23 protein-coding genes are annotated in these 22,988 nt (G+C 70.3%); 15 read left to right on the top strand and 8 right to left on the bottom strand.

Features of this window, described 5'->3' with window-relative positions:
- Window positions 1-223 precede the first annotated feature (223 nt).
- Both F8S09_RS09455 and F8S09_RS09450 read left to right on the top strand, forming a co-directional pair.
- Complete coding sequence (locus tag F8S09_RS09455) at window positions 224-967, top strand: ABC transporter ATP-binding protein (RefSeq protein ID WP_152871235.1); 744 nt, start codon at window positions 224-226, stop codon at window positions 965-967.
- On the top strand, window positions 957-2,204 hold the full coding sequence (locus F8S09_RS09450; protein WP_322618689.1) for an ABC transporter permease: 1,248 nt from the start codon (window positions 957-959) through the stop codon (window positions 2,202-2,204). Before F8S09_RS09455 ends, F8S09_RS09450 begins: the two co-directional genes overlap by 11 nt.
- Window positions 2,205-2,399: 195 nt before the next feature.
- On the opposite strand, the gene F8S09_RS09445 is transcribed toward F8S09_RS09450, so the two are convergent.
- Together F8S09_RS09445 and F8S09_RS18155 are read right to left on the bottom strand one after the other, a co-directional pair.
- Complete coding sequence (locus F8S09_RS09445; RefSeq protein WP_152871234.1) at window positions 2,400-4,091, bottom strand: PRC-barrel domain-containing protein; 1,692 nt, start codon at window positions 4,089-4,091, stop codon at window positions 2,400-2,402.
- 27 nt (window positions 4,092-4,118) lie between these two features.
- A complete protein-coding gene (locus tag F8S09_RS18155; protein WP_265469042.1) occupies window positions 4,119-4,253 on the bottom strand; it encodes a hypothetical protein in 135 nt (44 codons plus the stop codon).
- 193 nt (window positions 4,254-4,446) lie between these two features.
- On the opposite strand from F8S09_RS18155, the gene F8S09_RS09440 reads away from it, so the two are divergent.
- Window positions 4,447-4,722 (top strand): hypothetical protein, encoded by a 276-nt coding sequence (locus F8S09_RS09440; RefSeq protein ID WP_152871233.1) that lies wholly within the window; start codon window positions 4,447-4,449, stop codon window positions 4,720-4,722.
- Between the two features lie 69 nt (window positions 4,723-4,791).
- Here F8S09_RS09440 and acnA read toward each other — a convergent pair whose 3' ends face one another.
- A complete protein-coding gene (gene acnA, locus F8S09_RS09435; protein WP_194165289.1) occupies window positions 4,792-7,509 on the bottom strand; it encodes an aconitate hydratase AcnA in 2,718 nt (905 codons plus the stop codon).
- 155 nt (window positions 7,510-7,664) lie between these two features.
- Between acnA and F8S09_RS09430 the strand changes: the two genes are divergently transcribed.
- The 4 genes from F8S09_RS09430 to F8S09_RS09415 all read left to right on the top strand — a co-directional run bounded on the left by F8S09_RS09430 (window position 7,665) and on the right by F8S09_RS09415 (window position 11,133).
- Entirely contained in the window at window positions 7,665-8,510 is an 846-nt protein-coding gene (locus F8S09_RS09430) for a CoA transferase (RefSeq protein WP_152871232.1), read from the top strand.
- Window positions 8,511-8,594: 84 nt separating this feature from the next.
- Window positions 8,595-10,514 carry a heavy metal translocating P-type ATPase gene (locus F8S09_RS09425; RefSeq protein ID WP_152871231.1) on the top strand — a complete coding sequence of 640 codons (1,920 nt, stop codon included), beginning with the start codon at window positions 8,595-8,597 and terminating at the stop codon, window positions 10,512-10,514.
- A gap of 77 nt (window positions 10,515-10,591) precedes the next feature.
- Complete coding sequence (locus F8S09_RS09420; RefSeq protein ID WP_152871230.1) at window positions 10,592-10,783, top strand: hypothetical protein; 192 nt, start codon at window positions 10,592-10,594, stop codon at window positions 10,781-10,783.
- Window positions 10,784-10,809: 26 nt separating this feature from the next.
- On the top strand, window positions 10,810-11,133 hold the full coding sequence (locus tag F8S09_RS09415) for a hypothetical protein (RefSeq protein ID WP_152871229.1): 324 nt from the start codon (window positions 10,810-10,812) through the stop codon (window positions 11,131-11,133).
- A 69-nt stretch (window positions 11,134-11,202) separates the two neighbouring features.
- On the opposite strand, the gene F8S09_RS09410 is transcribed toward F8S09_RS09415, so the two are convergent.
- The 4 genes from F8S09_RS09410 to F8S09_RS09395 form a co-directional block, all read right to left on the bottom strand.
- Entirely contained in the window at window positions 11,203-12,276 is a 1,074-nt protein-coding gene (locus F8S09_RS09410; RefSeq protein WP_152871228.1) for a type III polyketide synthase, read from the bottom strand.
- 134 nt (window positions 12,277-12,410) lie between these two features.
- Window positions 12,411-13,310 (bottom strand): aldo/keto reductase, encoded by a 900-nt coding sequence (locus F8S09_RS09405; protein WP_152871227.1) that lies wholly within the window; start codon window positions 13,308-13,310, stop codon window positions 12,411-12,413.
- Window positions 13,311-13,396: 86 nt separating this feature from the next.
- Window positions 13,397-14,209 (bottom strand): nitroreductase family protein, encoded by an 813-nt coding sequence (locus F8S09_RS09400; protein ID WP_152871226.1) that lies wholly within the window; start codon window positions 14,207-14,209, stop codon window positions 13,397-13,399.
- Between the two features lie 49 nt (window positions 14,210-14,258).
- Window positions 14,259-14,567, bottom strand: coding sequence for a hypothetical protein (locus F8S09_RS09395; protein ID WP_152871225.1), 309 nt, complete (start codon window positions 14,565-14,567; stop codon window positions 14,259-14,261).
- 32 nt (window positions 14,568-14,599) lie between these two features.
- Here F8S09_RS09395 and F8S09_RS09390 point away from each other — a divergent pair, with 32 nt between their 5' ends.
- Window positions 14,600-15,076 (top strand): hypothetical protein, encoded by a 477-nt coding sequence (locus F8S09_RS09390; protein ID WP_152871224.1) that lies wholly within the window; start codon window positions 14,600-14,602, stop codon window positions 15,074-15,076.
- A gap of 137 nt (window positions 15,077-15,213) precedes the next feature.
- Here F8S09_RS09390 and ndk read toward each other — a convergent pair whose 3' ends face one another.
- Window positions 15,214-15,630: a nucleoside-diphosphate kinase gene (gene ndk / locus F8S09_RS09385; protein ID WP_152871223.1), complete on the bottom strand. Its 417-nt coding sequence runs from the start codon at window positions 15,628-15,630 to the stop codon at window positions 15,214-15,216.
- Between the two features lie 77 nt (window positions 15,631-15,707).
- On the opposite strand from ndk, the gene F8S09_RS09380 reads away from it, so the two are divergent.
- The 7 genes from F8S09_RS09380 to F8S09_RS09350 all read left to right on the top strand — a co-directional run bounded on the left by F8S09_RS09380 (window position 15,708) and on the right by F8S09_RS09350 (window position 22,939).
- Complete coding sequence (locus tag F8S09_RS09380; protein WP_322618688.1) at window positions 15,708-17,693, top strand: ABC transporter permease; 1,986 nt, start codon at window positions 15,708-15,710, stop codon at window positions 17,691-17,693.
- Window positions 17,693-18,607 (top strand): ABC transporter permease, encoded by a 915-nt coding sequence (locus F8S09_RS09375; RefSeq protein WP_152871222.1) that lies wholly within the window; start codon window positions 17,693-17,695, stop codon window positions 18,605-18,607. The genes F8S09_RS09380 and F8S09_RS09375 overlap by 1 nt, the downstream gene beginning before the upstream one ends.
- Window positions 18,608-18,739: 132 nt before the next feature.
- A complete protein-coding gene (locus tag F8S09_RS09370; protein WP_152871221.1) occupies window positions 18,740-20,062 on the top strand; it encodes a LysM peptidoglycan-binding domain-containing protein in 1,323 nt (440 codons plus the stop codon).
- Window positions 20,063-20,154: 92 nt separating this feature from the next.
- Complete coding sequence (locus F8S09_RS09365) at window positions 20,155-20,442, top strand: ribosome-binding factor A (protein WP_152871220.1); 288 nt, start codon at window positions 20,155-20,157, stop codon at window positions 20,440-20,442.
- Window positions 20,439-20,846: an acyl-CoA thioesterase gene (locus tag F8S09_RS09360; protein WP_322618687.1), complete on the top strand. Its 408-nt coding sequence runs from the start codon at window positions 20,439-20,441 to the stop codon at window positions 20,844-20,846. The genes F8S09_RS09365 and F8S09_RS09360 overlap by 4 nt, the downstream gene beginning before the upstream one ends.
- A gap of 12 nt (window positions 20,847-20,858) precedes the next feature.
- Window positions 20,859-21,335, top strand: a complete 477-nt coding sequence (locus F8S09_RS09355) for an NUDIX hydrolase (protein ID WP_104991304.1) — start codon at window positions 20,859-20,861, stop codon at window positions 21,333-21,335.
- A 170-nt stretch (window positions 21,336-21,505) separates the two neighbouring features.
- Window positions 21,506-22,939: a M1 family metallopeptidase gene (locus tag F8S09_RS09350; protein ID WP_152871219.1), complete on the top strand. Its 1,434-nt coding sequence runs from the start codon at window positions 21,506-21,508 to the stop codon at window positions 22,937-22,939.
- The last annotated feature ends 49 nt before the right edge of the window (window positions 22,940-22,988 follow it).

Raw genomic sequence — 22,988 nt, 5'->3', positions numbered from 1 at the left:
CAAGCTGACCCGGCATTGAACTGGGGGCAACAAACGGCGGGCAGGCCAGGCGGCTCCCCGCTTCCTCACTTCTGGATTCCAGCGTACCCCCCGCCCATCAGACCACCGTGAGAGGGGCCACGCGGCGCCTCTAGCGTTCCTTGACGGGACGGGTGGGCCGCCACACAACGTGAGCCCGGCAACGTTCGTCTCACCTGTGCCGTAGGGTCAGGTGGGAGGAACAATGCTGGAGATACAGAACCTGAGCAAGACCTACGGGCGGCACGCCGCGCTGCGGGACGTGAGCCTCACGGCGGGGGAGGGCGAGGTCTTCGGCCTGCTCGGCCCCAACGGGGCGGGCAAGACCACCCTGCTGCGCATCCTGGCGACCCTGCTGCGGCCTACCTCAGGGACCGCGAGCGTGGCGGGCCACGACGTGACGCGCGAGCCGGAGGCGGTGCGCCGGGTGATCGGTGTGGTCAACGGCGGCATGGGCCTGCCCGCGCGGCTGACGGGGCGCGAGGTGCTGCGCTCCTTTGCGGGCTTCTACGGCATGACGCGGGCGCAGGCCGACACCCGCATCGCGGAACTCGACGCCGCGCTGGACCTGGGGCGCACCCTGGACACCCGCGCGGGCGAGTACTCGACGGGCATGAAGCAGAAGGTGGTGATCGCCCGCGCCGTGATCCACGACCCGCAGGTGCTGGTGCTCGACGAGGCGGCGAGCGGGCTGGACATCTTCGCGCGGCGCACCCTGCTCGACTTCGTGGCGGCGGCGCGGCGGCCGGGGCGGCTGACCCTCTACTCCACCCACGTCATGAGCGAGGCCGAGGAAGTCTGCGACCGGGTGGCGATCCTGCACCAGGGCGAACTTGTGACGGCAGGAACCATCCCCGACATCCTGGCGCGGACGGGCGAGCGCAATCTGGAACGGGCCTTTTTCGCGCTGGTGCGCGGCATGGACGGGGAGGCGGCGCGTGCGTCCTGATTACATCTGGCGGGTGGCCTCGCGCGACCTGCTCTCGACCCTGCGCGACCGCCGCACCCTGACAAGCACCATCCTGATTCCGCTGCTGCTGATTCCGCTGTTCACGCTGGGCCTGCCGCTGCTCCTGGGCAATTTCATTGGCGGGCAGGCGCAGGAGCGGCAGCAGGTCGGAGTGGTGGGCACGCTGCCCGCGCCGCTGCGCACCGCCCTGACCCGCGACGAGAAGGCCCCTGACGGCACCGTGATCCGCGCCGGGGTCGAACTTGTCCCGGTGGAGGACCCCCGCGCCGCCGTGCAGTCGGGCGAGGTGGACGCGGCGCTGCGGGCGCCGGAGCCGCTGCCCACCCGCGCGGGCGACGGCACGGGAGAGCTGGAGGTGTACGCCAAGCTGGGCAACCTGCGGGCACAGACCGGGGCCTTCGCCAAGGTGCAGGCCACCGTGGAGGCGTACAACCGCGAGCTGGCCTTGGAACGGCTGAGCGGGCTGGGGCTGGGGGCGCAGACGCTGACGCCCGTGACCCTCTCCCCCATCGACGCCAGCCCCGAGCAGGAGCGGCGCAGCGGGCAGCTCGCCTTCCTGATTCCCCTCTTGATGCTGAACTTCATCCTGTCGGGGGCGATGGCGACCGCGCTCGACGCCACGGCAGGCGAAAAGGAGCGCGGCACCCTCGAAAGCCTGCTCGTCTCGCCTGTCCGGCGTTCGGAGGTCGTGGCCGGAAAACTGCTCGCCACGACGATCACGGCGCTGACCACCGCCCTGTTCAGCGTGGCGGGCTTTCTGCTGACTGGAGTGCTGTCGCGGCTTCTGCTGGACGGGGACGGAGCGGGCGCCGAACTCACCCAGGCGTTCGGCGGGCAACTCACGCTGACGCTGGGGGGGGCGCTCGCGCTGCTGGGGACGGTGATCAGCGCCGCCCTCCTCATCAGCGCCATCCTGATCGCCCTGAGCATCTACGCCCGCTCGTACAAGGAAGCGCAGACCTACGTCACGCCGCTCTCGCTCGCCATCGTGTTTCCGGCAGTGCTGCTGCAATTCAGCGACTTCCTGACCCTAAGTGACGGCATCTACGCCCTGCCCCTCTTCGGAAGCATGGTGGCTATCCTCGACGTGGTGCGCGGCAACCTGACGGCCGGGCACGCGCTCACCGCGATTGGGGCCAATCTGGTGGGGACGCTGCTGCTGGGGCTGCTGGCGCTGCGGTCCTTCCACCGGGAAGAGGTCATTTTCCGCAACTGACACGAATTCGGGTCGAGCAGTGACAACTTCTATTCAACCCGAGCGGAGCGAGACGGAAAGAAACGGTGGCCGGAAAAGGGGTTCTTGAATCGGTGCTCTCCCGATTCGATAACGAACTGGACGGCAACGGTATAACGGGCACAGCAGGAGAGGGCGGACCCCCAGCACGGGAGGTCCGCCCTCAGCTTGAAAGGCTCAGTTGCGCCGGGTGGGGTCGGTGGGGTTCACCGGGTCCATTCCCGGCCGGGCGCCGTCGTCCAGCCGTTCCTCGGCAAGGTCGGCCTGACCTTCCAGCGCAGCGACGCCCGTCTCGTGGGGGCGCACGGCGAGGGGGTCGATGATCGGCTCTTCCTTGCTCACGCTGTCCACCAGGATGTCGAGCACGTCTCCGGCCCGCGCGGCGTCGATGGCCTTGTGGGTCACGATCTCGCCGACATTGAGGATGATGGTGTCGTCGGGGGCCAGAATCACGCGGGTGACGGGGCGGCCCAGCGCGTCGCGCACCTTCTGCTCCCTCTGCTGCTGCTGACGGTTTTCGAGGGCCTCTCCCGCCTCCTCGCGCTTGTCGCTGAACCACGACTTGGCGCGGTCAAGCAGGTTGCTCGCGCCCTCGCTGACGCTCGCCACGCCCCCGGACAGGGCGGCGGCGGTGCCGGTGCTGCTTGCCCCCGCAGTCTGGGGAGCGACGGTCGCGGCAATCAGCGCGGCTTCCAGCCCCAGGGTGCGGGCACGCTCGGCCACGGCGGGAGTCACGATCTGGCCCTGCACGGCGAGGAGGTTGCCGGTGGGCGTGCGCACGTCACTGCGGACCCGGCGCCCGATGGTGTCCTCCACAGTGGTGGCTTCCCGGCGCCCGGTCAGCGTCTGGACGGTCTCCGTGAGGCTGCCGCCGCCCGCCGCCGCGACGAGCGCGGGCAGGCGCCCAGCCTGCTCGGCCCGCTCGGCATGGAAAGGCGTGATGACCGTGCCCTGGTGAACGATGACCTCCTGCACCCCGTCGGCCACCTCCGCCGTCACGTCGGTGGCAGCGGTCTTGCCGATCACGTACTCGCGCTGACGCTCGGCGCTGGCTCCGCGCAGGTCGTCCACGCTGCCCTGCACCCGCTCCTTGGCACTGCCATAGGCTTCCGAGAGCACTCCGCCCGTTGCGGCGGTCGCGAGTGCGGCCAGCTTGCCCGCCCCCTCGGCCTGCTCGGCCTGCTCGGCGGTGATGGTGTCCCCCTTCTGCACGATCACGGTGCCGTCTTCCAGGGTGATGTCGCCGCCCGCCGTCTTGCCGACGACGTATTCCTTCTGGCGTTCCTTGGTGGCTTCCGCGATGTTTTCGTAGCCGTGCTTGACGCTCTCGGCAGCGCTCTGATAGGCGCCCTTCAGGCCGCCGGGCTCCTGCTCCTGCATGGCGGTCGCCACACTGATGGGCACGATGGCGGCGTCCTGACCGATCTGCACGTCCTCCGGCGCGGGCACGAAGGTCCGGCCGCTGGTGAGGTCGCTGAAGATGCCGCCGGTCGCGTCGTAGCCTTCCACGCGCCCGGTCGTCTCGTCGAAGTACACGTCCGCGATCTTGCCGAGGTTCTGGCCGTCGGTGGTCAGCAGGGTCATCCCAACGAGGCTGATATTGGAGTCCAGCACCTCGGCGAGGCGGCCGTCCTCACGGGTGGAGGTCACGGCCTCGGCGCTGTCCACCATGATGGCGTCTTCCCCAACCGAGCGGATCGCCTCGAAGGGCACCACCCGCGCCGAGCGGAACCAGCCGCCCTCGTCGACGAGCAGTCCCAGGACCTGATTGGCCTGATGGTCGAAGACGAGGTCGCGCACGCTGTCGATGCGCTCGCCCGTGTTGATGGCCACGACGTTGCGGCCCAGCAGTTCTTTGCCTTTGATCATGCGATTCCTCCGGGTGGGAGCCTGGGCTTAGAAGCCCAGGTCGAGGATGCCCTGGGGCTTGAGGTACAGAAAGTACGCCAGTAGGAACAGAATGAGCAGAATCAGAATGACGAGGAGCGCCGTGCGCCCGCCGCCCCCGCCGTTGCCTTGCAATCGAGCCATAAATCAGCCTCCTTCGGGGAGTGTAGAAAGTCGACCCCGCGCGTGGGAGGTTTTCTCCCTTACCCGAGGTTGACGCAACCTTGCGCCACCCTTGAACTGCTCACATGATTCTCACGTACTTCGGCTGAGGGCAGCCAGAGAACACCTCACCCAAAGCACAATTCCTGTCAGACTTGCTGATTCAGAATGAGGCATGGGTCAAGAGATGCTCAACGCTCTCCTTCTTCCGCTTCTGTTCAGCATGGTGGGCGGTACATACGCCTATGTGCGCTTTCCCGAGCGTCGGCCCAAGGTGCTGCTGACGCTGGTCCTCTTCCAGCTGGTCGGGGCCTACGGGCACACCAGTCAGCCCGACACGGCGCTCTTCGGCCTGCTGACGCTGCACCTTCTCGTCGTCGTGGCGTGGCTGGTCCATTACCTTCAGACGCCGCAAGGACGGCTGCGGCCTGAGCGGGTGCGGCGCGAGTAGAGCGACCCAGGACGCAGAAAAGCCCCCACCCAGTCAGCGGGTCGGGGCTTTTCTGCGGACCGAACCGGCTTACGCCTGAGCGCCCGCCCGCTGGCCGCTGCGCTCCAGAATCCCGCGCAGCACAGTCTGGAGAATACCGCCGTTCTTGTAGTAGTCGATCTCGACCGGCGTGTCGATGCGGCACTGGAGGGTGACCTCGCGGGTCTGGCCGTCTTTGGTGACGCGCAGCGTCACGTCCTGACGGGGCTTCAGGTCACCGGGCAGGATCAGGTCGAAGGTTTCGTCGCCCTGAATGCCGAGGCTGTCCGCCGTCTCGCCGTTCTTGTACTGGAGGGGCAGTACGCCCATCCCGACGAGGTTGGAGCGGTGAATGCGCTCGAAGCTCTCGGCGATCACGGCCTTCACGCCCAGCAGGAAGGTGCCCTTGGCGGCCCAGTCGCGGCTGGAGCCCATGCCGTAGTCCTTGCCCGCGAAGACCAGCAGCGGCACGCCCGCTTCCTTGTAGGCGGTCGAGGCGTCGTAGATGCTCGTCACTTCACCGTTCAGGAAGTTGGTGGTAAAGCCCCCCTCGGTGCCGGGCGCGAGCTGGTTCTTGAGGCGGATGTTGGCGAACGTCCCTCGCGTCATGATGCGGTCGTTGCCGCGGCGCGAGCCGTAGGAGTTGAAGTCCTTGGGCTGGATGCCGCGCTCCAGTAGGTACTTGCCCGCCGGGGTGTCCGACTTGAAGGACCCGGCCGGGCTGATGTGGTCGGTGGTCACCGAGTCGCCCACCTTCACGAGCACGCGGGCGCCCTCGATGGAGGTGATGTCGCTCGGGCCGCCCGCCAGCGTCTCAAAGAAGGGCGGGTTCTGGATGTAGGTGGACTCGGGGTTCCAGGTGTACAGCGCCCCCTCCGCGACCGGAATCGCGTTCCACTGCTCGTTGCTCTGCTCGATGCCGTCGTAGACGCGCTTGAACATCTCCGCGTTGATCGCCTGATCCATGATGGTCTGGATCTCGGCGCCCGTCGGCCACACGTCGCGCAGGTAGACGGGCTGGCCGTCCGTGCCCGTGCCGATGGGGTCGTTCACGATGTCATTGACGACCGTGCCCGCGAGCGCGTAGGCCACCACGAGGGGCGGCGAGGCGAGGTAGTTCGCCTTGATGTGGGGGTTGACGCGGCCCTCGAAGTTGCGGTTGCCCGACAGCACCGACGCGACCACGAGGTTGCCTTCCTCGATGGCCTGCACGGTGGGCTCGGGCAGCGGCCCGGAGTTCCCGATGCAGGTCATGCAGCCGTAGCCGACCGTGTTGAAGCCGATCTGGTCGAGGTAGTCCTGCAACCCGGCGGCCTCAAGGTACTCGGTGACGACCTTGGAGCCGGGCGCGAGGCTGGTCTTGACCCAGGGCTTGGGCCTCAGGCCCTTTTCCACGGCTTTCTTGGCGACGAGGCCCGCCGCGATCAGCACGCTGGGGTTGGAGGTGTTCGTGCAGGAGGTGATCGACGCCAGCGTCACCGCGCCGTGCCCGATCTTGATGTCGGTGCCGCCGATGGTGCCCTGCGCGTCCAGCTTGTCCGCGTCCAGCTCGAAGCCCCGGTTCTTGACGGGCGCGGTCAGAGCCTCGGCAAACACGGTGTGCATGTCGGTGAGGTCGACCCGGTCCTGCGGACGCTTGGGCCCGGCGAGGCTGGGCACGATGGTGGACAGGTCGAGTTCGATGGTGTCGGTGAAGACGGGATCGGGCGTCTCGTCGGTGCGGAACATGCCCTGCGCCTTGTAGTACGCCTCGACGAGTTCGATCTCGTCTTCCAGGCGGCCCGTGCGGCGCAGGTAGCGCAGCGCCTCCTCGTCGACGGGGAAAAAGCCCATCGTGGCGCCGTACTCGGGGGCCATGTTGGCGATGGTCGCGCGGTCGGGCAGGGTCATGCTGCTCAGGCCCGCCCCGTAGAACTCCACGAACTTGCCCACCACGCCCTTCTCGCGCAGCATCTGCGTGACGCGCAGGGCGAGGTCGGTGGCGGTGGCGCCCTCCGGCATCGCGCCCGTGATCTTGAAGCCGATGACTTCCGGCATCAGCATGTAGATGGGCTGGCCCAGCATCACGGCCTCGGCCTCGATGCCGCCCACGCCCCAGCCCACGATGCCCAGGCCGTTGATCATGGTGGTGTGGCTGTCGGTGCCGACGAGCGAGTCGGGGTACACGACCACGCCGTCGTCCTCGGGGCGGCTCTGCACGCCCTTGGCGAGGTATTCGAGGTTAACCTGGTGGATGATGCCCGACGCGGGCGGCACCACGCCGAAGTTGTCAAAGGCCTGCTGACCCCACCGGAGGAACTCGTAGCGCTCGCGGTTGCGCTCGAACTCCAGCGCCATGTTGTTGGCGAGCGCGAAGTCGGTGCCGAACTCGTCGACCTGCACCGAGTGGTCAATCACGAGGTCGACCGGAATCAGTGGGTTGATCTGCTTGGGGTCACCGCCGAGCTTGACCATCGCGTCGCGCATGGACGCAAGGTCCACGACGGCGGGCACGCCCGTGAAGTCCTGAAGAATCACGCGGGCGGGCTTGAAGGGAATCTCGATTTCCTCGTTGACGGGCTTCCAGTTCGCGACGGCGCGGACATCCTCCTCGCGCACGTCGTAGTTGTTAGCCTCACGCAGGACGCTTTCGAGCAGCACCTTGACGCTGAAGGGCAGGCGGGCAATGTCCGCGCCGTCCACCTGAAGCTTGTTGAGGTCGTAGAAATAGAGCTTCTGCCCAGCCTTGGTGGTGAGCACGTCACGCGCACCGAACAGGTTCATCGCCATGTCAGTCTCCTTCTGGCCGCCTTCTGGCAGGCCCCCGCGAGGGGCGCGGGTAGATGGGTCCATCATAGGCGGAGTGCCCCGAAAAGACCCCGTCTCCGGCACAGGAACGCCGTTACCCCCGTGGGGACAACACGTTGCGGGTGAGAGGATGGATCATGCCCGGTCCCCTGCACGGCTTCACGGTCCTGAGCCTCGCGCCCAACCTGCCTGGCCCACTCGCCGCCGCCGCGCTGCGGGACGACGGGGCACGGGTGGTCAAGGTCGAACCGCCGGGCGGTGACCCCTTCGCGGCGTGGGCGCCGGAGTGGTACGCGGAACTCACGCGGGGGGTGGAGGTGCGGCGCCTCGACCTCAAGGGGGCAGAGGGACGGGCCGAGCTGCGGGCGCGGCTGGCCGAAGCGGACCTGTTACTCACGAGCAGCCGTCCCTCGGCGCTGGGGCGGCTGGGGCTGGACGGGAAGACGCTGGGGCGAGACTGCCCGCATCTGTGCCGGGTCCTCATCGTGGGGGACACGCGCACGCCGCAGACGCCGGGGCACGACCTGACCTATGTGGCGGAGGCTGGACTGCTCGATCCCGCCCGGCCCGCCATGCCACGCACCCTGTTCGCCGACGTGCTGGGCGGCCAGCAGGCGTACGCGGCGGCGCTGGCCCTGCTACTGGGGCGCGAGCGCGGCTTGCCCGAGCGGGAGCGGGTGGTGGGCCTGGGAGACGCGGCGCGGCTGGCGGCGGGACCGCTGCGCTCCGGGCTGACGGCGCCAGGGGGGCTGCTGTCGGGAGCCTCGCCCACGTACCGCCTGTACGCCACTGCCGACGGCACGGTCGCCGTGGCCGCGCTGGAGGCGCACTTTGCCGCCCGCTTCCACGAGGTGATCGGCCCGGACCCGGAGGGCACCTTTCGCTCACGGCCCACCGCCCACTGGCTCGCCTTGGCCCGTGAGCATGACCTGCCGCTGGCGGCCATACCAGACGAGGTATCTCCAGCATTCCGCTCTGAATAGGGCGTTGAGTCGGACCCGACAGAGGAGTAGACTGGGCTTATTGAGAAGGATTCCTATTAAGCTCGATTCCTGCCCGGAGGCCCCATGACCACCTCGACCCTGCCGACCCCCTCTCCCGCAGGTTTGCCACGTCCCTTTCGCCTGTCGCCGGAATTGCGAACGGCCGTCTTGCTGACCGCCCTGACCCTGCTGGGCCTGCTGGTGGGGGTGGTGGGCGAGCATCTGCTGGCCCTGCCCGCCGTCATGTGGGTGGGCTACGGGCTGGCGTACCTCGCGGGGGGGATTCCCGCCGGGCGCGAGGCGCTGCGGAGCCTGCTGCGCGAGCGCAAGCTGGACGTGGACCTGCTGATGGTGCTGGCCGCGCTGGGAGCCGCTTCTATCGGGCAGATGGCGGACGGGGCGATCCTGCTCTTTTTGTTCAGCCTGTCCAACACCTTGCAGGACTGGGCGATGGGCCGCACCAAGAACGCGATTCAGGCGCTGATGGACCTCAACCCGGAGGGAGCCACCGTGCGCCGGGACGGGCGGGAGCGCTGGTGCGAGCTGGGCGAGATTCAGGTGGGCGACCTGCTGGTGGTGCGCCCCGGCGAGCGCATCGCCGCCGACGCGCGGGTGGTGCGCGGGCAGACCAGCGTGGACGAGTCGCCCGTCACCGGGGAAAGCGTGCCGGTGGACAAGGAACCGGGCGCCGCCCTCGCCTCGGGGACGGTCAACCTCAACGGCAGCGTGGAGGCCGAGGTCATCCGGCCCGCGGGCGAGAGCACCCTGGCCCGCCTCGTCGGGCTGATGGAGGAGGCGCAGACCCAGAAAAGCCGCACCGAGACCCTCACCGAGCGCTGGGAAAGCCCTTACGCGACCGCCGTGCTGCTGGGCGTGCCGCTGGTGTTTGCGCTGCTGTACTACGGTTTTGGCCTGCCTACCGATGACGCGTGGTACCGGGCGATGACCTTCATGGTGGTCGCCAGCCCCTGCGCGGTCGTGATCTCGACGCCCGCCGTGATGCTCTCGGCGATGGCCGCCGCCGCCCGCGCCGGGGTGCTGTTCAAGAGCAGCGCCGCGCTCGACGCGCTGGCCGGGGTGCAGACGGTCGCCTTCGACAAGACGGGCACCCTGACCCAGGCGAGGATGACCCTGACGCACGTCCACGCCGCCGACGAGCGGCAAGCCCTCGCGCTGGCGGCCGGACTGGAGACCCACAGCGAGCACCCCATCGCGCGGGCGGTCGTGACGGCGGCGGGGGAGCGCGGGGTGACGCCGCTGGCCCTCACGGACGCGCAGGCTGTGCCCGGCCATGGCATTACCGCCCGCACCCCGGAGGGCGAGGTCGCCTGGGCGGGCAACCTCCGGCTGGCCGGGCGGCAGGGGGCCACCCTGTCGGAGGCGCAGCGGGCCAGGCTGGACGAGCTGGCCGCCGCGGGCCGCTGCGTGGTCATCGTGGGGGTGGGGAGCCGCGCCGTGGGGCTGCTGGGGGTGACCGACGCCCCGCGCCCCGGCATCCGCGACGCGCTGGACCAGCTCGCAGCCAGTGGGGTGCAGCACCGCGTCATGCTGACCGGCGACCGCGAGGAGGTGGCCCGCACGGTGGCGCGGGAGGTCGGCCTGAGCGAGTACCGCGCCGAGCTGCTGCCGGAGGACAAGTTGCGAATCATCGGCGAGCTGCCCGGCCCGGTGGCGATGGTGGGCGACGGGGTGAACGACGCCCCCGCGCTGGCCCGCGCCGATCTGGGGGTGGCGGTGGCCTCGGGGACCGACGTGGCGATCGAGAGCGCCGACGTGGTGCTGATGCACAACGACCTCGGGCGGCTGGCGGGCGCGGTGCGGCTCGCACGGGAAGCGCGGCGCACCGTGCGGCTGAACCTGACCTTCGCCTTCGGTGTCATTCTGATCGTCGCGCCGCTCGCGGTGGCGGGGCAGGTGCCGCTGCCGCTGGGCGTGCTCGCGCACGAGGGCGGGACCGTCTTCGTGGTGTTCATGGGGTTGCGCCTGCTGCGGCGCCGGGTATAGGCGAGGTGAAGGTTGCCGCCCAGTCGGGAGGGGTAGGCTGACCTTCCACACCCACTTCACCCCAGGGAGGTCCACCCATGAGTGACGACAAACCCCGCCCACCCGCCGACCGCAGCCCCGAGGGAGGCGTCAAGGACACCGACGACCTCAGCGGCGAAAAGGCCGTGCGCCGCCCCGGCATGGCCGAGAAGGGCCAGCAGGTCGAGCAGACCCCGAAGGACGTGACGGGCGAGCACGACGGAATGCAGCCCCAGAACCAGCGCCGCTGAACAGCAGTCCCAGGAGGTGGCCCCCCATGAGCGACCCCACGAGGAGCGGCACCGGCCCCCAAGACAACGTGCCGCAGGAACAGGTGCAGGACAACCCCAACTGGCAGACCGGCACCCCCAAGACGCCGGACGAGGGGCAGACGGACGCCCACTGGGGCCAGGTGGGCGACGAGAACGCGGACGCGGGGGCAGACACGCCCCTCACCGCGAATCCGGACGCCCCGGCCCCCAGCGCGGCGGGCGGCGAGGCCCGCAACCCCACCACCCACGGCGGGATGGCGTCGGGCCTGCCCGCGAGCGGCGCGACCACGAACCCGCAGAAGACGGTGGACGGGGAGGACGGCAGCTAAGTCCGGCCCCACACACAGGAAACGGAGCCTTCGCCCGGTCGGGAAGGCTCCGTTCTCCTGCTGTCCTCCTCAGTCCAGCGGCCCGAAGCTCAGCAGCACGTGTTCGGCGCTGAAGCCCGGTCCCATCGCGGAGAGGAGGCCCTGGCCCAGCGGCTTCCCGCGCAGCACCTCCTCCAGCACGAACAGGACCGTCACACTGCTCATGTTGCCGTGCGCGGCGAGGACGCGGCGGCTGGTGTCGAGGGCGCCGGGGGGCAGGTCGAGCGCTTCCTCATAGGCGGCGAGCACCTTGACCCCGCCGGGGTGCACCACGAAGGTGCCCACGTCGTCCCGGCTCCATCCGCGCCCGGCGAGGGCCTGCGCGACGTTCTCCCGCATCATGGAGCGGACCAGGGTGGGGATGTCGCGCGAGAAGCGCACCTTCAGGCCGTCGTCCACCACGTCCCAGCCCATGATGTCCTCGGAGTCCTCGATCAGGGTGGAGAAAGCGCCGTGGAGCGCGGCCAGCGGCGGCGGGCCGGGCACGTCGGCGGCGGTGACGACCAGGGCCGCGCCGCCGTCCGCGAAGAGGGCCGTGCCCACGAAGTTGCTCTTGGACTCGTCGCCCTTCACCAGGGTCAGGCTGCACAGCTCCACCGCCACGAACAGCACCCGCCGGAACCCCGCCCGCACGAGGTCGGCGGCCCGCGCGAGGCCCGAAGCCCCGCCCGCGCACCCCAGCCCCCACACCGGCAGTCGCGCCGCGTGCGGGTTGAGGCCCAGCGCTCCGATCAGATAAGCGTCCAGGCTAGGAGTGCTCAGGCCACTGGTGTTCACCACGACCACCGCGTCCACCTCTGCCGGGGTCACGTCCGCCCGCTCCAGGGCTTCTCGCGCCAGCCGGACGGTCAGGGCACGGGCCTCCTCCACGAAGACGGCGTTTTTCTCCCCGAAGCCGCGCGGCTCCAGGTACCATTCCAGCGGGCGCGACAGGGCGCGGGAGTCGATCTGCGCGTTGTCGAACACGTCGAGCATGTGCGGGCGGGCTGCCATGCGCGGAAAGAGGGTGCGGGCGGCCTCCCGGACCTCGGCCTGGGGGGCGCGGTAGGGCGGGTGCCCGGTCACGAGCGAGCGCACCAGCGGCAGGGCAGGGGAGGCAGCCATGCGGCATTCTCCCCCCTCCCCCGCCGGGCACCGTGCCCTGCCGCACCGTCAGAGCTGACGGGGGCTTTACCGTTGGACCATCACGGCAAGGGGGAGAAGGTCATCCCCTCTCCCCCACCGAAGTCCCGTTCGGCTCAGCGCCGGGCGGCCTGCTGGCGCTCCCACTCCTGGCGGCCCACCTCGTCCAGGGCGGTGAAGTCCTCGTCGGAGAGGGTGAGCGAGGCGGCGGCCACGTTCTCCTCCAGGTGCCCCACCTTGCCCGTGCCGGGAATGGGCAGCATGACAGGGCTGCGGCGCAGGACCCAGGCGAGGGCCACCTGCGAGGGGGTCGCGCCCAGGCGCCCGGCGATCTCGGTCAGGACGCTGCCCTCCTGCGCCAGCCGCCCGGCGGCCAGGGGATACCACGGAATAAAGCCGATGCCCTCGCGCTCGCAGTGGTCCAGCACGTCCTCGGACTTGCGGTTGGCGAGGTTGTAGAGGTTCTGCACGGTGGCGACCGGGAAGACGCGGCGGGCGGCCTCGATCTCCTCCACGCTGACCTCGCTGAGGCCCGCGTGGCGGATGACGCCCTCGTCGATCAGCTCGCGGATCGCGCCGAACTGCTCGTCCTGCGGCACATGGCGGTCGATGCGGTGCAGTTGCCACAGGTCGATGCGCTCGACCCCCAGGCGGCGGCGCGAGATATAGGCCTGCTGCTTGAGGTACTCGGGGCGGCCCACCGGAATCCACACGTCGGGGCCGGTGCGGGTCAGGCCCGCCTTGGTCGCCACGACCACCGTGTCGTAGGGGTGCAGCGCCTCGCGGATGAGTTCCTCCGAGACGGCCGGGCCGTAGGAGTCGGCGGTGTCGATGAAGTTGACGCCCAGGTCGGGCAACCGGCGCAGGGTCGCCAAGGCGCCCTCGCGGTCGGCGGGGTCGCCCCAGACGCCCTCGCCGGTAATCCGCATCGCGCCGAAGCCCAGGCGGTTCACGCTGAGGTCGCCGCCGATCTTGAAGGTGCCGCTCTGCGCGGCGTTGGGGGTGGTCTGGGTCATGGGTGGTTCCTCCGAGGGGGCATTGTGACGCCTGCGGGGCGGGCGGACGGTGAGCGGCGGGGGTTGCAGCAAGGGACCCAAGAGGGTTACTCCTCCTCCGGCTCCCCCCAGCGCTCGCGGGCGACGAACTGCGACAGGCGCTTGCGGTGACGGCTGCTCCAGTCGATGGAGGGACGCTTCTCGCCCGCCGGGAGGTACCCCAGCCGGTAGACGGCCATCAGTTCGAGGTCGCCGGGCACGTTCAGCAGGGTCTGGATGGCCCGCCACTGTCGGGGAATCTCCATCGGCGTGGAGACGAACTGGATGCCCATGCCGAGCGCCCCGACCGCGTTCCAGATGTTCTCCATCGCCGCGCCGAGGCCGAAGACGGAGTAAAAGCCGCTGAGTTCGCCGGGGCGGTACTCCGATTTGTCCAGCAGCGCGGCGAGCAGCAGCGGGCTTCCGGCGACCAGCTTGCGGTTGTCCTCGCCCAGTTTTTTCGGCACACCGAGCTGCCGCATCAGCTTGAGGCCCGCGTCGCTGAAGACCTGCCGGGTAAAGGGCCGCAGCGGGCCGGGCAGGTGGTCGATGTGGATGCCGTCGCGCCGCTCCTCCATCTCGGCTTCACTGAAGCGGAAATAGCGGCGGTAGCGCTCGAAAAAGACCCCGGCCTCGATCAGCTCGGTCATGCTCTCGCCGGAGATGCGGGCGATCTCGGCGATGGTCTGCGGATTCTCGACGAGGACGAATCTCCACGGCTGGCTGTTGAAGTGGCTGGGAGCGGCCTGCGCGACCCGCATCAGGAGGTGCTGGTGCTCGCGGCTGACCGGATCGGGCCGGAAGGGGCCGTTGGTGGTGCGCCGGGCCAGCATCCCCTCGATCAGGGGGAGCGCCGGGGGGTGGGCGGGAGGGGGACTCATTGGAGGCAGGCTAGCGCGGGCGGGCGGGGACGGGCGGCCCCACGGCCCCTCACCACGCTCCCCACGCACCCAGCGCGAACAGCCCCGCCGAGACGAGTGCCCCCCGCCAGTGGTCGGCCCGGCCCGGTTTGGTCCGGGGCATCAGCAGGAGCGCCCCCAGCGCGGGCAGCAGCGCCCACCCGCCCGAGCGCCACCCCAGCAGCGCCGAAAAGCCCACCCCCACGCACACGGCGAAGAAGAGGGCATGGTGCAGCCAACGCACGACCCGCCAGCGCCCCAGTTGCAGCCCCAGCCCAAGCGTCAGGAGCAGCAACAGTAGGGCAGCCGTCAGCGCGAGGGGGAGCTGGTGCGGGGCCATCCGGCCATGCTGGCACGGGTACGCTGGGAGCCATGCCCCGCCGCCTGCCCGCCGCTGCCCTCCTCGCCCTCCTGACCCTGGCGAGTTGCGGCCCCCGCACCGGGGGGGAGGGGGACGACCTCACCGCGCAGGTCCTCTTTACCGGGAACGGCACCCACGACCGCCTGGGCGACCGCCGGGGCGTGAAGATGGCGGGGGGTCTGCGCGAGACGGTCTGGGAGACGGACCCGCCCCTCCCCGCCCGCCGGGTCACCGTGCGCTACGACAGCGATGCCCGCCCGCTGGCCTGGGCGCTGGACATCGAGGGGCCGGAGTTCAGCGCCGCCGACCTCGCCGGGGAGGGGGCGCGGCGGGTCCGGACCGCCGACGGGACCAGCGGCCTGCGCCCCGCGCCGGGGGGCCGCCTCGCGGACACGGTGATTCTGGAGCAGCCCAGCGGCGACCTGCGGGTAGTCACGCGGGGCTACGCGGCGCAGGCGGAGGCGGAGGTGCTGAGCGCGTTTCGGTAGTCGCCAGTTTCCAGCGGCCAGTCGCCAGGAAAAAAAGGGGCAAGGGGGTCACGTGCCCCGCCCTCGCGGGAGAGCAAAAATGGCGCCCCAGCCGAAGCCGGGGCGTCATGGTCACTGGCGACTGGCCGCTGGCCGCCTCACTTCAGCAGCTCGTCCTCGCGGAAAAACAGCCCCAGTTCGCGCTCGGCGCTCTCGGGGGAGTCGCTGCCGTGGGTGACGTTCTCGCCGGTGGTGGTGGCGAAGTCGGCGCGGATGGTGCCGGGAGCGGCGTTGGCGGGGTTGGTCGCGCCCATCATGGCTCGCCAGCCCGTGATGGCGTTCTCGCCTTCCAGGGCGATGGCGACCACGGGGCCGCCCGTGATGAACTCGACGAGTTCGCCGAAAAAGGGGCGCTCGCGGTGCTCGCCGTAGTGGGTCTCGGCGGTTTCGCGGGCGATCATCATCTGCTTGAGGCCGACGATGCGGTAGCCCTTCTTCTGGATGCGGGCGAGAATCTCGGGGGTCAGGCCGCGGCGCACGCCGTCGGGCTTGATCATGGCAAAGGTGCGTTCCATAGCGCCCGCGAGAATAGCAGGCGGGACGGGCTGAGCCCTTCATGTGAAGGCCGTTCAGGGCCGCTTACAATGCTCGGGTGACGCACCTTTCTGACTCTCGCCTCTCGCCAGTGGCGGCGCGAATCGCGCTGACGGCGAGCGCGGTGGCCGCCGCCGGGCTGCTGCTGTTTCCCCTCGCCACCCTGGGGCGCGGCTTCGACGCCGACCCCGTTCTCCTGCACCTGACCGGCGCCGTGACCAACCTCAGCGCCAACCCCGACGCGCCCCTGCCCCCCACCGGCACCGTCCTGCCGCTGGGCTGGGCGGCCCTGGCCCTCCTGATTGTCAGCGTGGTGGGGGCGCTGCGCCGCGCCTCCTGGGTGTGGCTGACGGGGCTGCTGGCCGCCGTGTTGGGCATCATTGCCGTGGTGCTGCTGGGGCAGGGGCTGGGCGAGCAGACCGCCCGCATTGCCGCCGACACCTCCCTGCGGCCCGGCTTCCGGCGGCAACTGCGCTCCTTTTACGAGGGCGGGGGGATGAACCTCGGCCTCTTCCTGACCGTGCTGGGCGGACTGATCACGGCGGGGGCGGGATTGAGCCGCTTTCCGGCGTGGTGGGAGCGGCTCAACCGGCTTCGGGGCCTGCTGGTGCCCGCCGTCGCCATCTCGCTGGCGGTGCTGGTGGGCGCGGTGGTTGTGCTCATCGTGCAGCCTGCGGTGAACGCCTCGGGCACGCCGCTGACCCCCTGGACGGGGTGGCTCGCCAAGAGCGACCTCGTGTATTTCGTGTACTCGACCCTCTTCGCGCCTGTGACGGCGCTGAACCCCTTGCTGGAAAGTCTCAAGCTAGCGACCCCGCTGATCTTCACCGGGCTGTCGGTGGCGTTCGCGTTCCGCACGGGCCTCTTTAACATCGGGGCGCCGGGGCAGCTCACCATCGGGGCGATCATGGCCATGCTGGTGGGCGTGTACGGCCCGGCCTCGCTGGGCTGGGGCCTGCTGCCGCTCTCGGTGCTGGCGGCGGCGGCGGGCGGGGCGCTGTGGGGCGCGATTCCGGGCATTCTCAAGGCCCGCTTCGGCTCCTCGGAAGTCATCAACACGATCATGCTGAACTACGTCGCCTCGGCGATCTTCATCTTTCTGATCGGGTCGAATACCTTTACCTTTCTGGGCCGCGAGTACAGCCTGCCCTTCAAGGCCGAAGGCTTCGAGCCCGCCTCCGAGGAGTTGCGCGAGGGGGCGCGGCTGCCCACCCTGCTGAACCTCCTGAACGTGGGCGCGGACGGCACCACTGCGCTGACGGCCGGGCCGCTCGTGGCGCTGCTGGCCTACGTGGTGACGCGGCTGGCGACGCGGCGTACCGCGCGGGGCGGGCTGATCGCGCTGGGCGCGGCGCTGCTCGCGGGGCTGCTGACCTGGCGGGTTGGGATTCCGGTCACCGTGATCGGCAGCCAGCTCAACGCCAGCTTCCTGATCGCGCTGGCGTGCATCGGCCTGTTCGGGGTGCTGATGTGGCGCACGGCGACCGGGTACGCGCTGCGGGCGGTGGGCCTCTCCCCACGCGCGGCGGAGTACGGCGGAATCAGCGTGGCGCGGGGGACCATCCTGGCGATGACGCTGGCGGGGATGTTCGCGGGGCTGGCGGGCACCCACTACGTGAACGGCGGGGCGCTCGACGAGTACCGCCTCAAGGCCAACATGCCGGTCAGCGTGGGCTTCGACGGCATTGCGGTGGCCCTGATGGGCCAGAACACCCCGGCGGGCGTGATGGCCGCCAGCCTGCTGTTCGGCACCATCGACACCGGCAGCGTTGGCGTGCAGCGGCTGGAGAACATCAGCCGCGACATCGTGGTGGTGCTCAAGGCCCTGATCGTGCTGTTTATCGCGGCGGGCGGCTTCCTCAGCCGCCGGGTGACCGATCCCCCGCCGCCCCAGCTTGCGGCGACGGGCGGTGGGGGCAACGCAGCCCCGGCGACGGCGGGCCTGACCCCCTCGGTGGCCGCGCAGGAACGCGCCACGCCCAACCCCAACGTGACCCTTGCCAGTGAAACCAACAAAGACGTGACCCAGGGGGGAAATCAGTAATGGACGGCTTGTTCGCGCAACTCCTGACCACGGCCTTCCTCGCCACCTTCATCCGCAGCGTGGTGCCGCTGCTGCTGACCGGGCTGGGCGGCCTCTTTTCCGAACGCAGCGGCGTGGTGAACATCGCGCTCGACGGCCTGATCATCTTCGGGGCGCTGGCGGGCGCGGTGGCGACGCTGGCGCTGGAACCCTCTCTCGGCTCGCTGGCCCCCTGGCTGGGGTGGCTCGCCGGGGCGCTCGTGGGCGGACTGATCGCCTGGATTCACGCGGTCATTTCCATCAAATACCGCGCCGATCAGGTGATTTCGGGCACGGCGATCAACCTGCTGGCGACCGGGGTGCCCGCCGTGATTCTGACCGCCCTGTACGGCAGCAGCACGGAAAGCCCCAAGGTGCAAAACGCCCTGCCACTGTGGGGCATCGGCGAGCTGCGCTTCAGCCCGCCCGTGTTCTTCGCGCTGCTTACGGCCCTGGTGACGTGGTATGTGCTGTACCGCACTCCCTTCGGCCTGCGGCTGCGGGCCACCGGCGAGCATCCCGGCGCAGCGGCCAGCATGGGCGTCAACGTGCGGCGGATGCGCTACAGCGGCGTGATCCTGTCGGGCCTGCTGGCGGGGACGGCGGGCGTCTTCCTCAGCATCGGGAATCTGGACTCTTATGTGCGCAACATCAGCGCGGGCCTGGGCTTCATCTCGCTGGCCGCGCTGATCTTCGGGCAGTGGAAGCCGCTGGGCGTGCTGGCGGCGACCATCCTGTTCGGGTTTCTCCAGGCCCTCTCCATCACGCTGGGGGGCACCGATCTGCTGCCGCCCACGCTGGTGCAGGCCCTGCCCTACCTGATCACGATCATCGCGCTAGCCTTTACCGGGCGCAGCGCGGGTCCCAAGGCGCTGGGCAAACCGCTGGACGGGTAGCCGGGCCGAGGCTGGAAGCTGGGCCGTGGGGACAGTCCCCGCGGCCCTTTGAGTTGGGAACGGGGCCGTGGGCCAAGTTCGCGTCAGCCCGTCTCATCCCCGCGCCCGCGCCCGCGTGCTCCCCTGCGGGAGATGGCCCAGCGTGCTTCCTTCCTGTCCGGTGCCCTTCTCCTTCTCGCGCTGACCTCTCCCCCACCCGCGCTGGCGGCCCCCACGACCGTGACCGTGCGTTCCGGCGACACCCTTTACGGCCTGGCCCAACGGACCGGGGTGAGCGTGGCACGGCTGCGGTCGCTCAATGGGCTGAAGGGCAACCTGATCCGGCCCGGCCAAGTGCTGCGGCTGCGGGGGGCGACAGCGACGACCAACTCTTCCAATGGGCTGGCTCCCTACACCGTGCGGCGCGGGGACACCCTGAGCGCCATTGCGGAACGGGCGGGGGTGAGTGTGGCCGCGCTGCGGGCGGTCAACGGTTTCTCGGGCAGCCTGATCCGGCCGGGCCAGAAGTTGAAGGTGCCCCCACGCGGCACCGGGACCGCCGCCCGCGCCGTTCCGCCGCGCCCCACGACCGAGGTGCGGGTCATCCACAGCTACGTGGCGGCCCAACCCGGCGAGACGCTGGGCACGCTCGCCAAGCGCTACCGCACCACTGAGAAGAACCTGCTGGCCCTGAATGACCTCGGCCGCCGCCGCCTCTACCCCGGCCAGCGGGTGCTGGTGCCGCAGCGCGTCCCGGTGCCCATCCCGCCGAAACCGACCGGCAAGCCCGTCAGCGTCAAGCGGCTGACGCCCCTGAGTATCCCGGTGCGGGTCGTGAACGTGGACCTGCGCTGGCGCGACGTGCTCGTCACGCCGGTACTGCCGCCGGGCGGGATCGGGAAGGGGGCGCGGGTGAGCACCCTATCGCGGGTGAGTGGTGCCAAGGCTGTGGTGAACGGCAGCTATTTCCACCCGCAGTCGTATATCCCGGCGGGAGACCTGGTGGTGCGGGGACGGCTGGTGGCGCTGGGGCGGATTCCGGCGGGCCTGGCGATCACGCCCGATAACCGCGCGACCATCCGGGCCGTGCCCGCGCGGGGAGACGGGGCGAAGGTGGCGTGGCGGGGGATGGAGACGGTGATTGCTGCCGGTCCGAGCATCCTGAAAGACGGGGTGGTGCGCCGCCAGTACTCCAGCGCCTTCCGGGATCCGGCCCTCTTCGGGCGGGCGGCCCGCAGCGCGGTCGGGCTGGTGAGCAACCGCGACCTCGTGCTGGTGACCACCCACGCGCGGCTGACCACCACCGAGATGGGCAAGGTGATGGCCCGCCTGGGGGTCCGGGACGCCCTGCTGCTGGATGGCGGCAGCAGCGCGGGCCTCGCGTGGAACGGCACGGCGGTGCTGGAGAGCGTGCGGAGCGTGGCCTATGGCATCGGGGTCTTTACGGGGTACGAGGGGCGGCGGTATTCGCGGTGAGGGGGTGAGGCGGAAGCCGCCGACCCACGCTTCCTTTCCACCCCTTACCATGCCCCCATGCCCGCCTCCCCCCTCTCCCCCAAGGCCCGCCCATGAAGCCTGCCCAGGTCCAGGCCCAGCTCACCCGCGTCCTCTCCTCCGCCATCGCGGAACTGCGCGACCCCCGCGTGCCGCTGATCGTGACGGTGGAGCGCGTGACCGTGACGCCTGACTACGGCCTCGCCCGCGTGTATGTCAGCGCGATGGGGGCCGACATGCCCGAGTTGCTGGACGCCCTGGGCCGGGCACGCGGGTACCTCCAGCGCGAGATCTCGGCGCAGGTGAAGATGCGCCGCACGCCCACCCTGGAGTTCTACGACGCAGCGGAGTCCCGCCTGTGAGCACCCCCTTTGAGACCCGCACCCCCATCCGCGTGCGCTACGCCGAGACGGACGCGATGGGGGTGGCGCATCACGCCAATTACCCGGTGTGGTTCGAGGTGGGCCGCAGCGACCTGATGCGCGACCTCGGGCTGCCCTACGCCGAGGTCGAGGCGCGGGGCTACTACCTGATGCTCTCGGGCCTGAATGTGGAATACCGCCGCGCCGCCCGCTACGACGAGGAACTCACGCTGGTCACGCGGGTGGGCGCGGTGCGCTCGCGGACGATGACCTTTACCTATGAACTCCGGCACGAAGGGACGCTCCTGGCGACTGGCGAAACCCGCCACATCGCCACCGACAAGACCTACCGCCCGGCCCGGCTGCCCGAGGATGTGATGGCGCTCCTGGGGGCGGGGGGCTAGACTGCCGGGCACATGAGCCACCTGTCGCGCACCCTGCCCATCAAACGCGCCGCGCACGTCTATCTGGTGCGGGGCGAGGAACTGCTGCTCGTGGAAGAGCGCATGGACGACGGCAGCATCTTTTACGGCCTGCCCGGCGGCAAGGCGCACCCCGGCGAGAGCCTCGCGGACGCCGCCGTGCGGCAGGTCGCTGTGGAGACGGGCCTGACCGTCACCGACCTCCGGTTCGTGAGCCTGCTGGAAGGCGAGATGCTGCGCGGCACCCGCAACGAGTGCTACGCCAACTTCGCCCGCTTCACGGCCGCCTACCACGGCGACCTTGACCCCACCGACCCGGAGGTCGTGGGCGTGAAATGGGTGCCTTTCGCGCAGGTGGAGGGCCTGATTCGCTACGGCCCGCCCCCGGAGTGCGAGGAGCGCAACCCGCTGATCTGGGTGCCCACGCGCGACTTCCTGAAGGGGGAGGCGCGGGCGTACTACCCGATTTAAAGGACCCCTCACTCCTCGCTGCGCGAGGCCCTCTCCCCTCGGAGAGGGTTCTTTACCCCTCTACCAGGGAAGAGGGGCGCTGCGGAGCAGCGGGGTGAGGGGTCCCTACAACCCCTCCCCTCTGCAATCCACCCCACCGCCGCCCCTCGCTCCAGGCCCTAGCCTGGGCCATGCGGCGTCCCCTCCTCTCCCTGCTCGCGCTGGGGCTGCTCACGGCGGCCCCGGTGCCCGCGCAACCGGCCCTCAACCCGTCCGCCGACACCCTGCGCGACCCCATTTTCCCCGAACTGGGGCAGGTCGGGCTGGACGTGCGGCACTACGACCTGCACCTGACCGTCACGGAGCCTGGCACGCGGGAGGTGCGCGGGGTGGTCACGCTGACGCTGACGAGCACGCGACCGCTGACGCAGGTTCGGCTGGACTTCCTGGGGCCGGAGGTGGAGGCCGTGCGCTGGAATGACCGGGCGGTCCCTTTCGGGGTGGACGAGAAGGCCGCCAAACTGACGGTCACGCCTCCCGCCCCGCTGCGCCCCGGCGCGACCGCCCGGCTGACGGTGGAGTACGCGGGGACGCCCGGCGAGCTTGAGGACCCCGACTTTCCCACGCCGCTGCTGCTGGGCTGGCAGGCTGTCCCGGCCGAGGGGGGAAGGGCCGGGGCCAACTTCGTCCTGAGCGAGCCGAACGGCACGCACACTTTCCTCCCGTCCAACGACCATCCCTCTGACAAGGCCACCTTCACCACGCGGGTGACCGTGCCGCGCGGCTACGTGGCGGCGGCAAGCGGCGTGGAGACGGGCCGGGTGGACGCGGCGGGGACGAGCACCTTCACCTTCTCGCAGCGGGAACCCATCCCAACCTATGCGCTGGGGGTCTTCGTGGACCGTTTTCTGCGGGTGGACGAGTCTGCCGTGCCCGTGGGCGTGGGGGGAAGCGCGGTGGTGCGGCGCGACTTTTTCCCGCCGGAGACGCCCGGCCCGGTGCGGGCGGCCTATGTCCGTACCGACGAGGCGTTGCGCCTGCTCTCGGAGTGGTTCGGGCCATACCCGTTCGGGGCCTACGGGGTGGCGGTGGTCACGCCCCGGCTGCCCGCGCTGGAGACGGCGACCCTCTCCACCATGCCGCTGAACATGAGCACCGAGCGCACCGCCGTCCACGAGATCGCGCACCAGTGGTTCGGCAACGCGGTCACGCCCGCCACCTGGCCCGACGTGTGGCTCTCGGAGGGCATGGCCGCCTATTCGGAGCTGCTGTGGACCGAGCACCTCGGCGGGGATGGGCAGGCCTACGCCGCCCGCTGGCACGCCAACCTGACCCGCGCGGGCACCCGGCCCCTGCGGGCGACGCGGGCAGGGGAACTCTTTGACCTCAGCACCTACCAGCGCGGGGCACTGACCTTCCACGCGCTGCGGGCGGAAATCGGGGACGCGGCCTTCCGCGACTTCCTGCGGGCCTACGTGACGCGCTTCTCGGCCGGGGCGGGGACAGTCAGCACACCGGCCTTCCTCGCCTTCGTGCGCGAGCGGGCGGGCGCGGGGGCCGAGGCGACGGTGCGGCGCTGGGTAGAGGAGCGGGCGCTGCCGCCGTTGCCGGTGGTGGGTCGCTGAGGCCCACACCATGCTCACATCCTGATATCGGAATCTGATAACGGGAGGG

Origin of the sequence: Deinococcus terrestris (assembly GCF_009377345.1) — a bacterium.
Classification (GTDB): Bacteria; Deinococcota; Deinococci; order Deinococcales; family Deinococcaceae; genus Deinococcus; species Deinococcus terrestris.
This window is presented reverse-complemented; position numbering and strand designations above follow the sequence as displayed.

Bases quoted from the DNA above. Each gene is read 5' to 3' on its own strand.
- F8S09_RS09455 (WP_152871235.1), top strand. From the start codon at position 224: ATGCTGGAGATACAGAACCTGAGCAAGACCTACGGGCGGCACGCCGCG.
- F8S09_RS09445 (WP_152871234.1), bottom strand. From the start codon at position 4,091: ATGATCAAAGGCAAAGAACTGCTGGGCCGCAACGTCGTGGCCATCAAC.
- F8S09_RS18155 (WP_265469042.1), bottom strand. From the start codon at position 4,253: ATGGCTCGATTGCAAGGCAACGGCGGGGGCGGCGGGCGCACGGCGCTC.
- F8S09_RS09440 (WP_152871233.1), top strand. From the start codon at position 4,447: ATGGGTCAAGAGATGCTCAACGCTCTCCTTCTTCCGCTTCTGTTCAGC.
- acnA (WP_194165289.1), bottom strand. From the start codon at position 7,509: ATGGCGATGAACCTGTTCGGTGCGCGTGACGTGCTCACCACCAAGGCT.
- F8S09_RS09430 (WP_152871232.1), top strand. From the start codon at position 7,665: ATGCCCGGTCCCCTGCACGGCTTCACGGTCCTGAGCCTCGCGCCCAAC.
- F8S09_RS09425 (WP_152871231.1), top strand. From the start codon at position 8,595: ATGACCACCTCGACCCTGCCGACCCCCTCTCCCGCAGGTTTGCCACGT.
- F8S09_RS09420 (WP_152871230.1), top strand. From the start codon at position 10,592: ATGAGTGACGACAAACCCCGCCCACCCGCCGACCGCAGCCCCGAGGGA.
- F8S09_RS09415 (WP_152871229.1), top strand. From the start codon at position 10,810: ATGAGCGACCCCACGAGGAGCGGCACCGGCCCCCAAGACAACGTGCCG.
- F8S09_RS09410 (WP_152871228.1), bottom strand. From the start codon at position 12,276: ATGGCTGCCTCCCCTGCCCTGCCGCTGGTGCGCTCGCTCGTGACCGGG.
- F8S09_RS09405 (WP_152871227.1), bottom strand. From the start codon at position 13,310: ATGACCCAGACCACCCCCAACGCCGCGCAGAGCGGCACCTTCAAGATC.
- F8S09_RS09400 (WP_152871226.1), bottom strand. From the start codon at position 14,209: ATGAGTCCCCCTCCCGCCCACCCCCCGGCGCTCCCCCTGATCGAGGGG.
- F8S09_RS09395 (WP_152871225.1), bottom strand. From the start codon at position 14,567: ATGGCCCCGCACCAGCTCCCCCTCGCGCTGACGGCTGCCCTACTGTTG.
- F8S09_RS09390 (WP_152871224.1), top strand. From the start codon at position 14,600: ATGCCCCGCCGCCTGCCCGCCGCTGCCCTCCTCGCCCTCCTGACCCTG.
- ndk (WP_152871223.1), bottom strand. From the start codon at position 15,630: ATGGAACGCACCTTTGCCATGATCAAGCCCGACGGCGTGCGCCGCGGC.
- F8S09_RS09375 (WP_152871222.1), top strand. From the start codon at position 17,693: ATGGACGGCTTGTTCGCGCAACTCCTGACCACGGCCTTCCTCGCCACC.
- F8S09_RS09370 (WP_152871221.1), top strand. From the start codon at position 18,740: ATGGCCCAGCGTGCTTCCTTCCTGTCCGGTGCCCTTCTCCTTCTCGCG.
- F8S09_RS09365 (WP_152871220.1), top strand. From the start codon at position 20,155: ATGAAGCCTGCCCAGGTCCAGGCCCAGCTCACCCGCGTCCTCTCCTCC.
- F8S09_RS09355 (WP_104991304.1), top strand. From the start codon at position 20,859: ATGAGCCACCTGTCGCGCACCCTGCCCATCAAACGCGCCGCGCACGTC.
- F8S09_RS09350 (WP_152871219.1), top strand. From the start codon at position 21,506: ATGCGGCGTCCCCTCCTCTCCCTGCTCGCGCTGGGGCTGCTCACGGCG.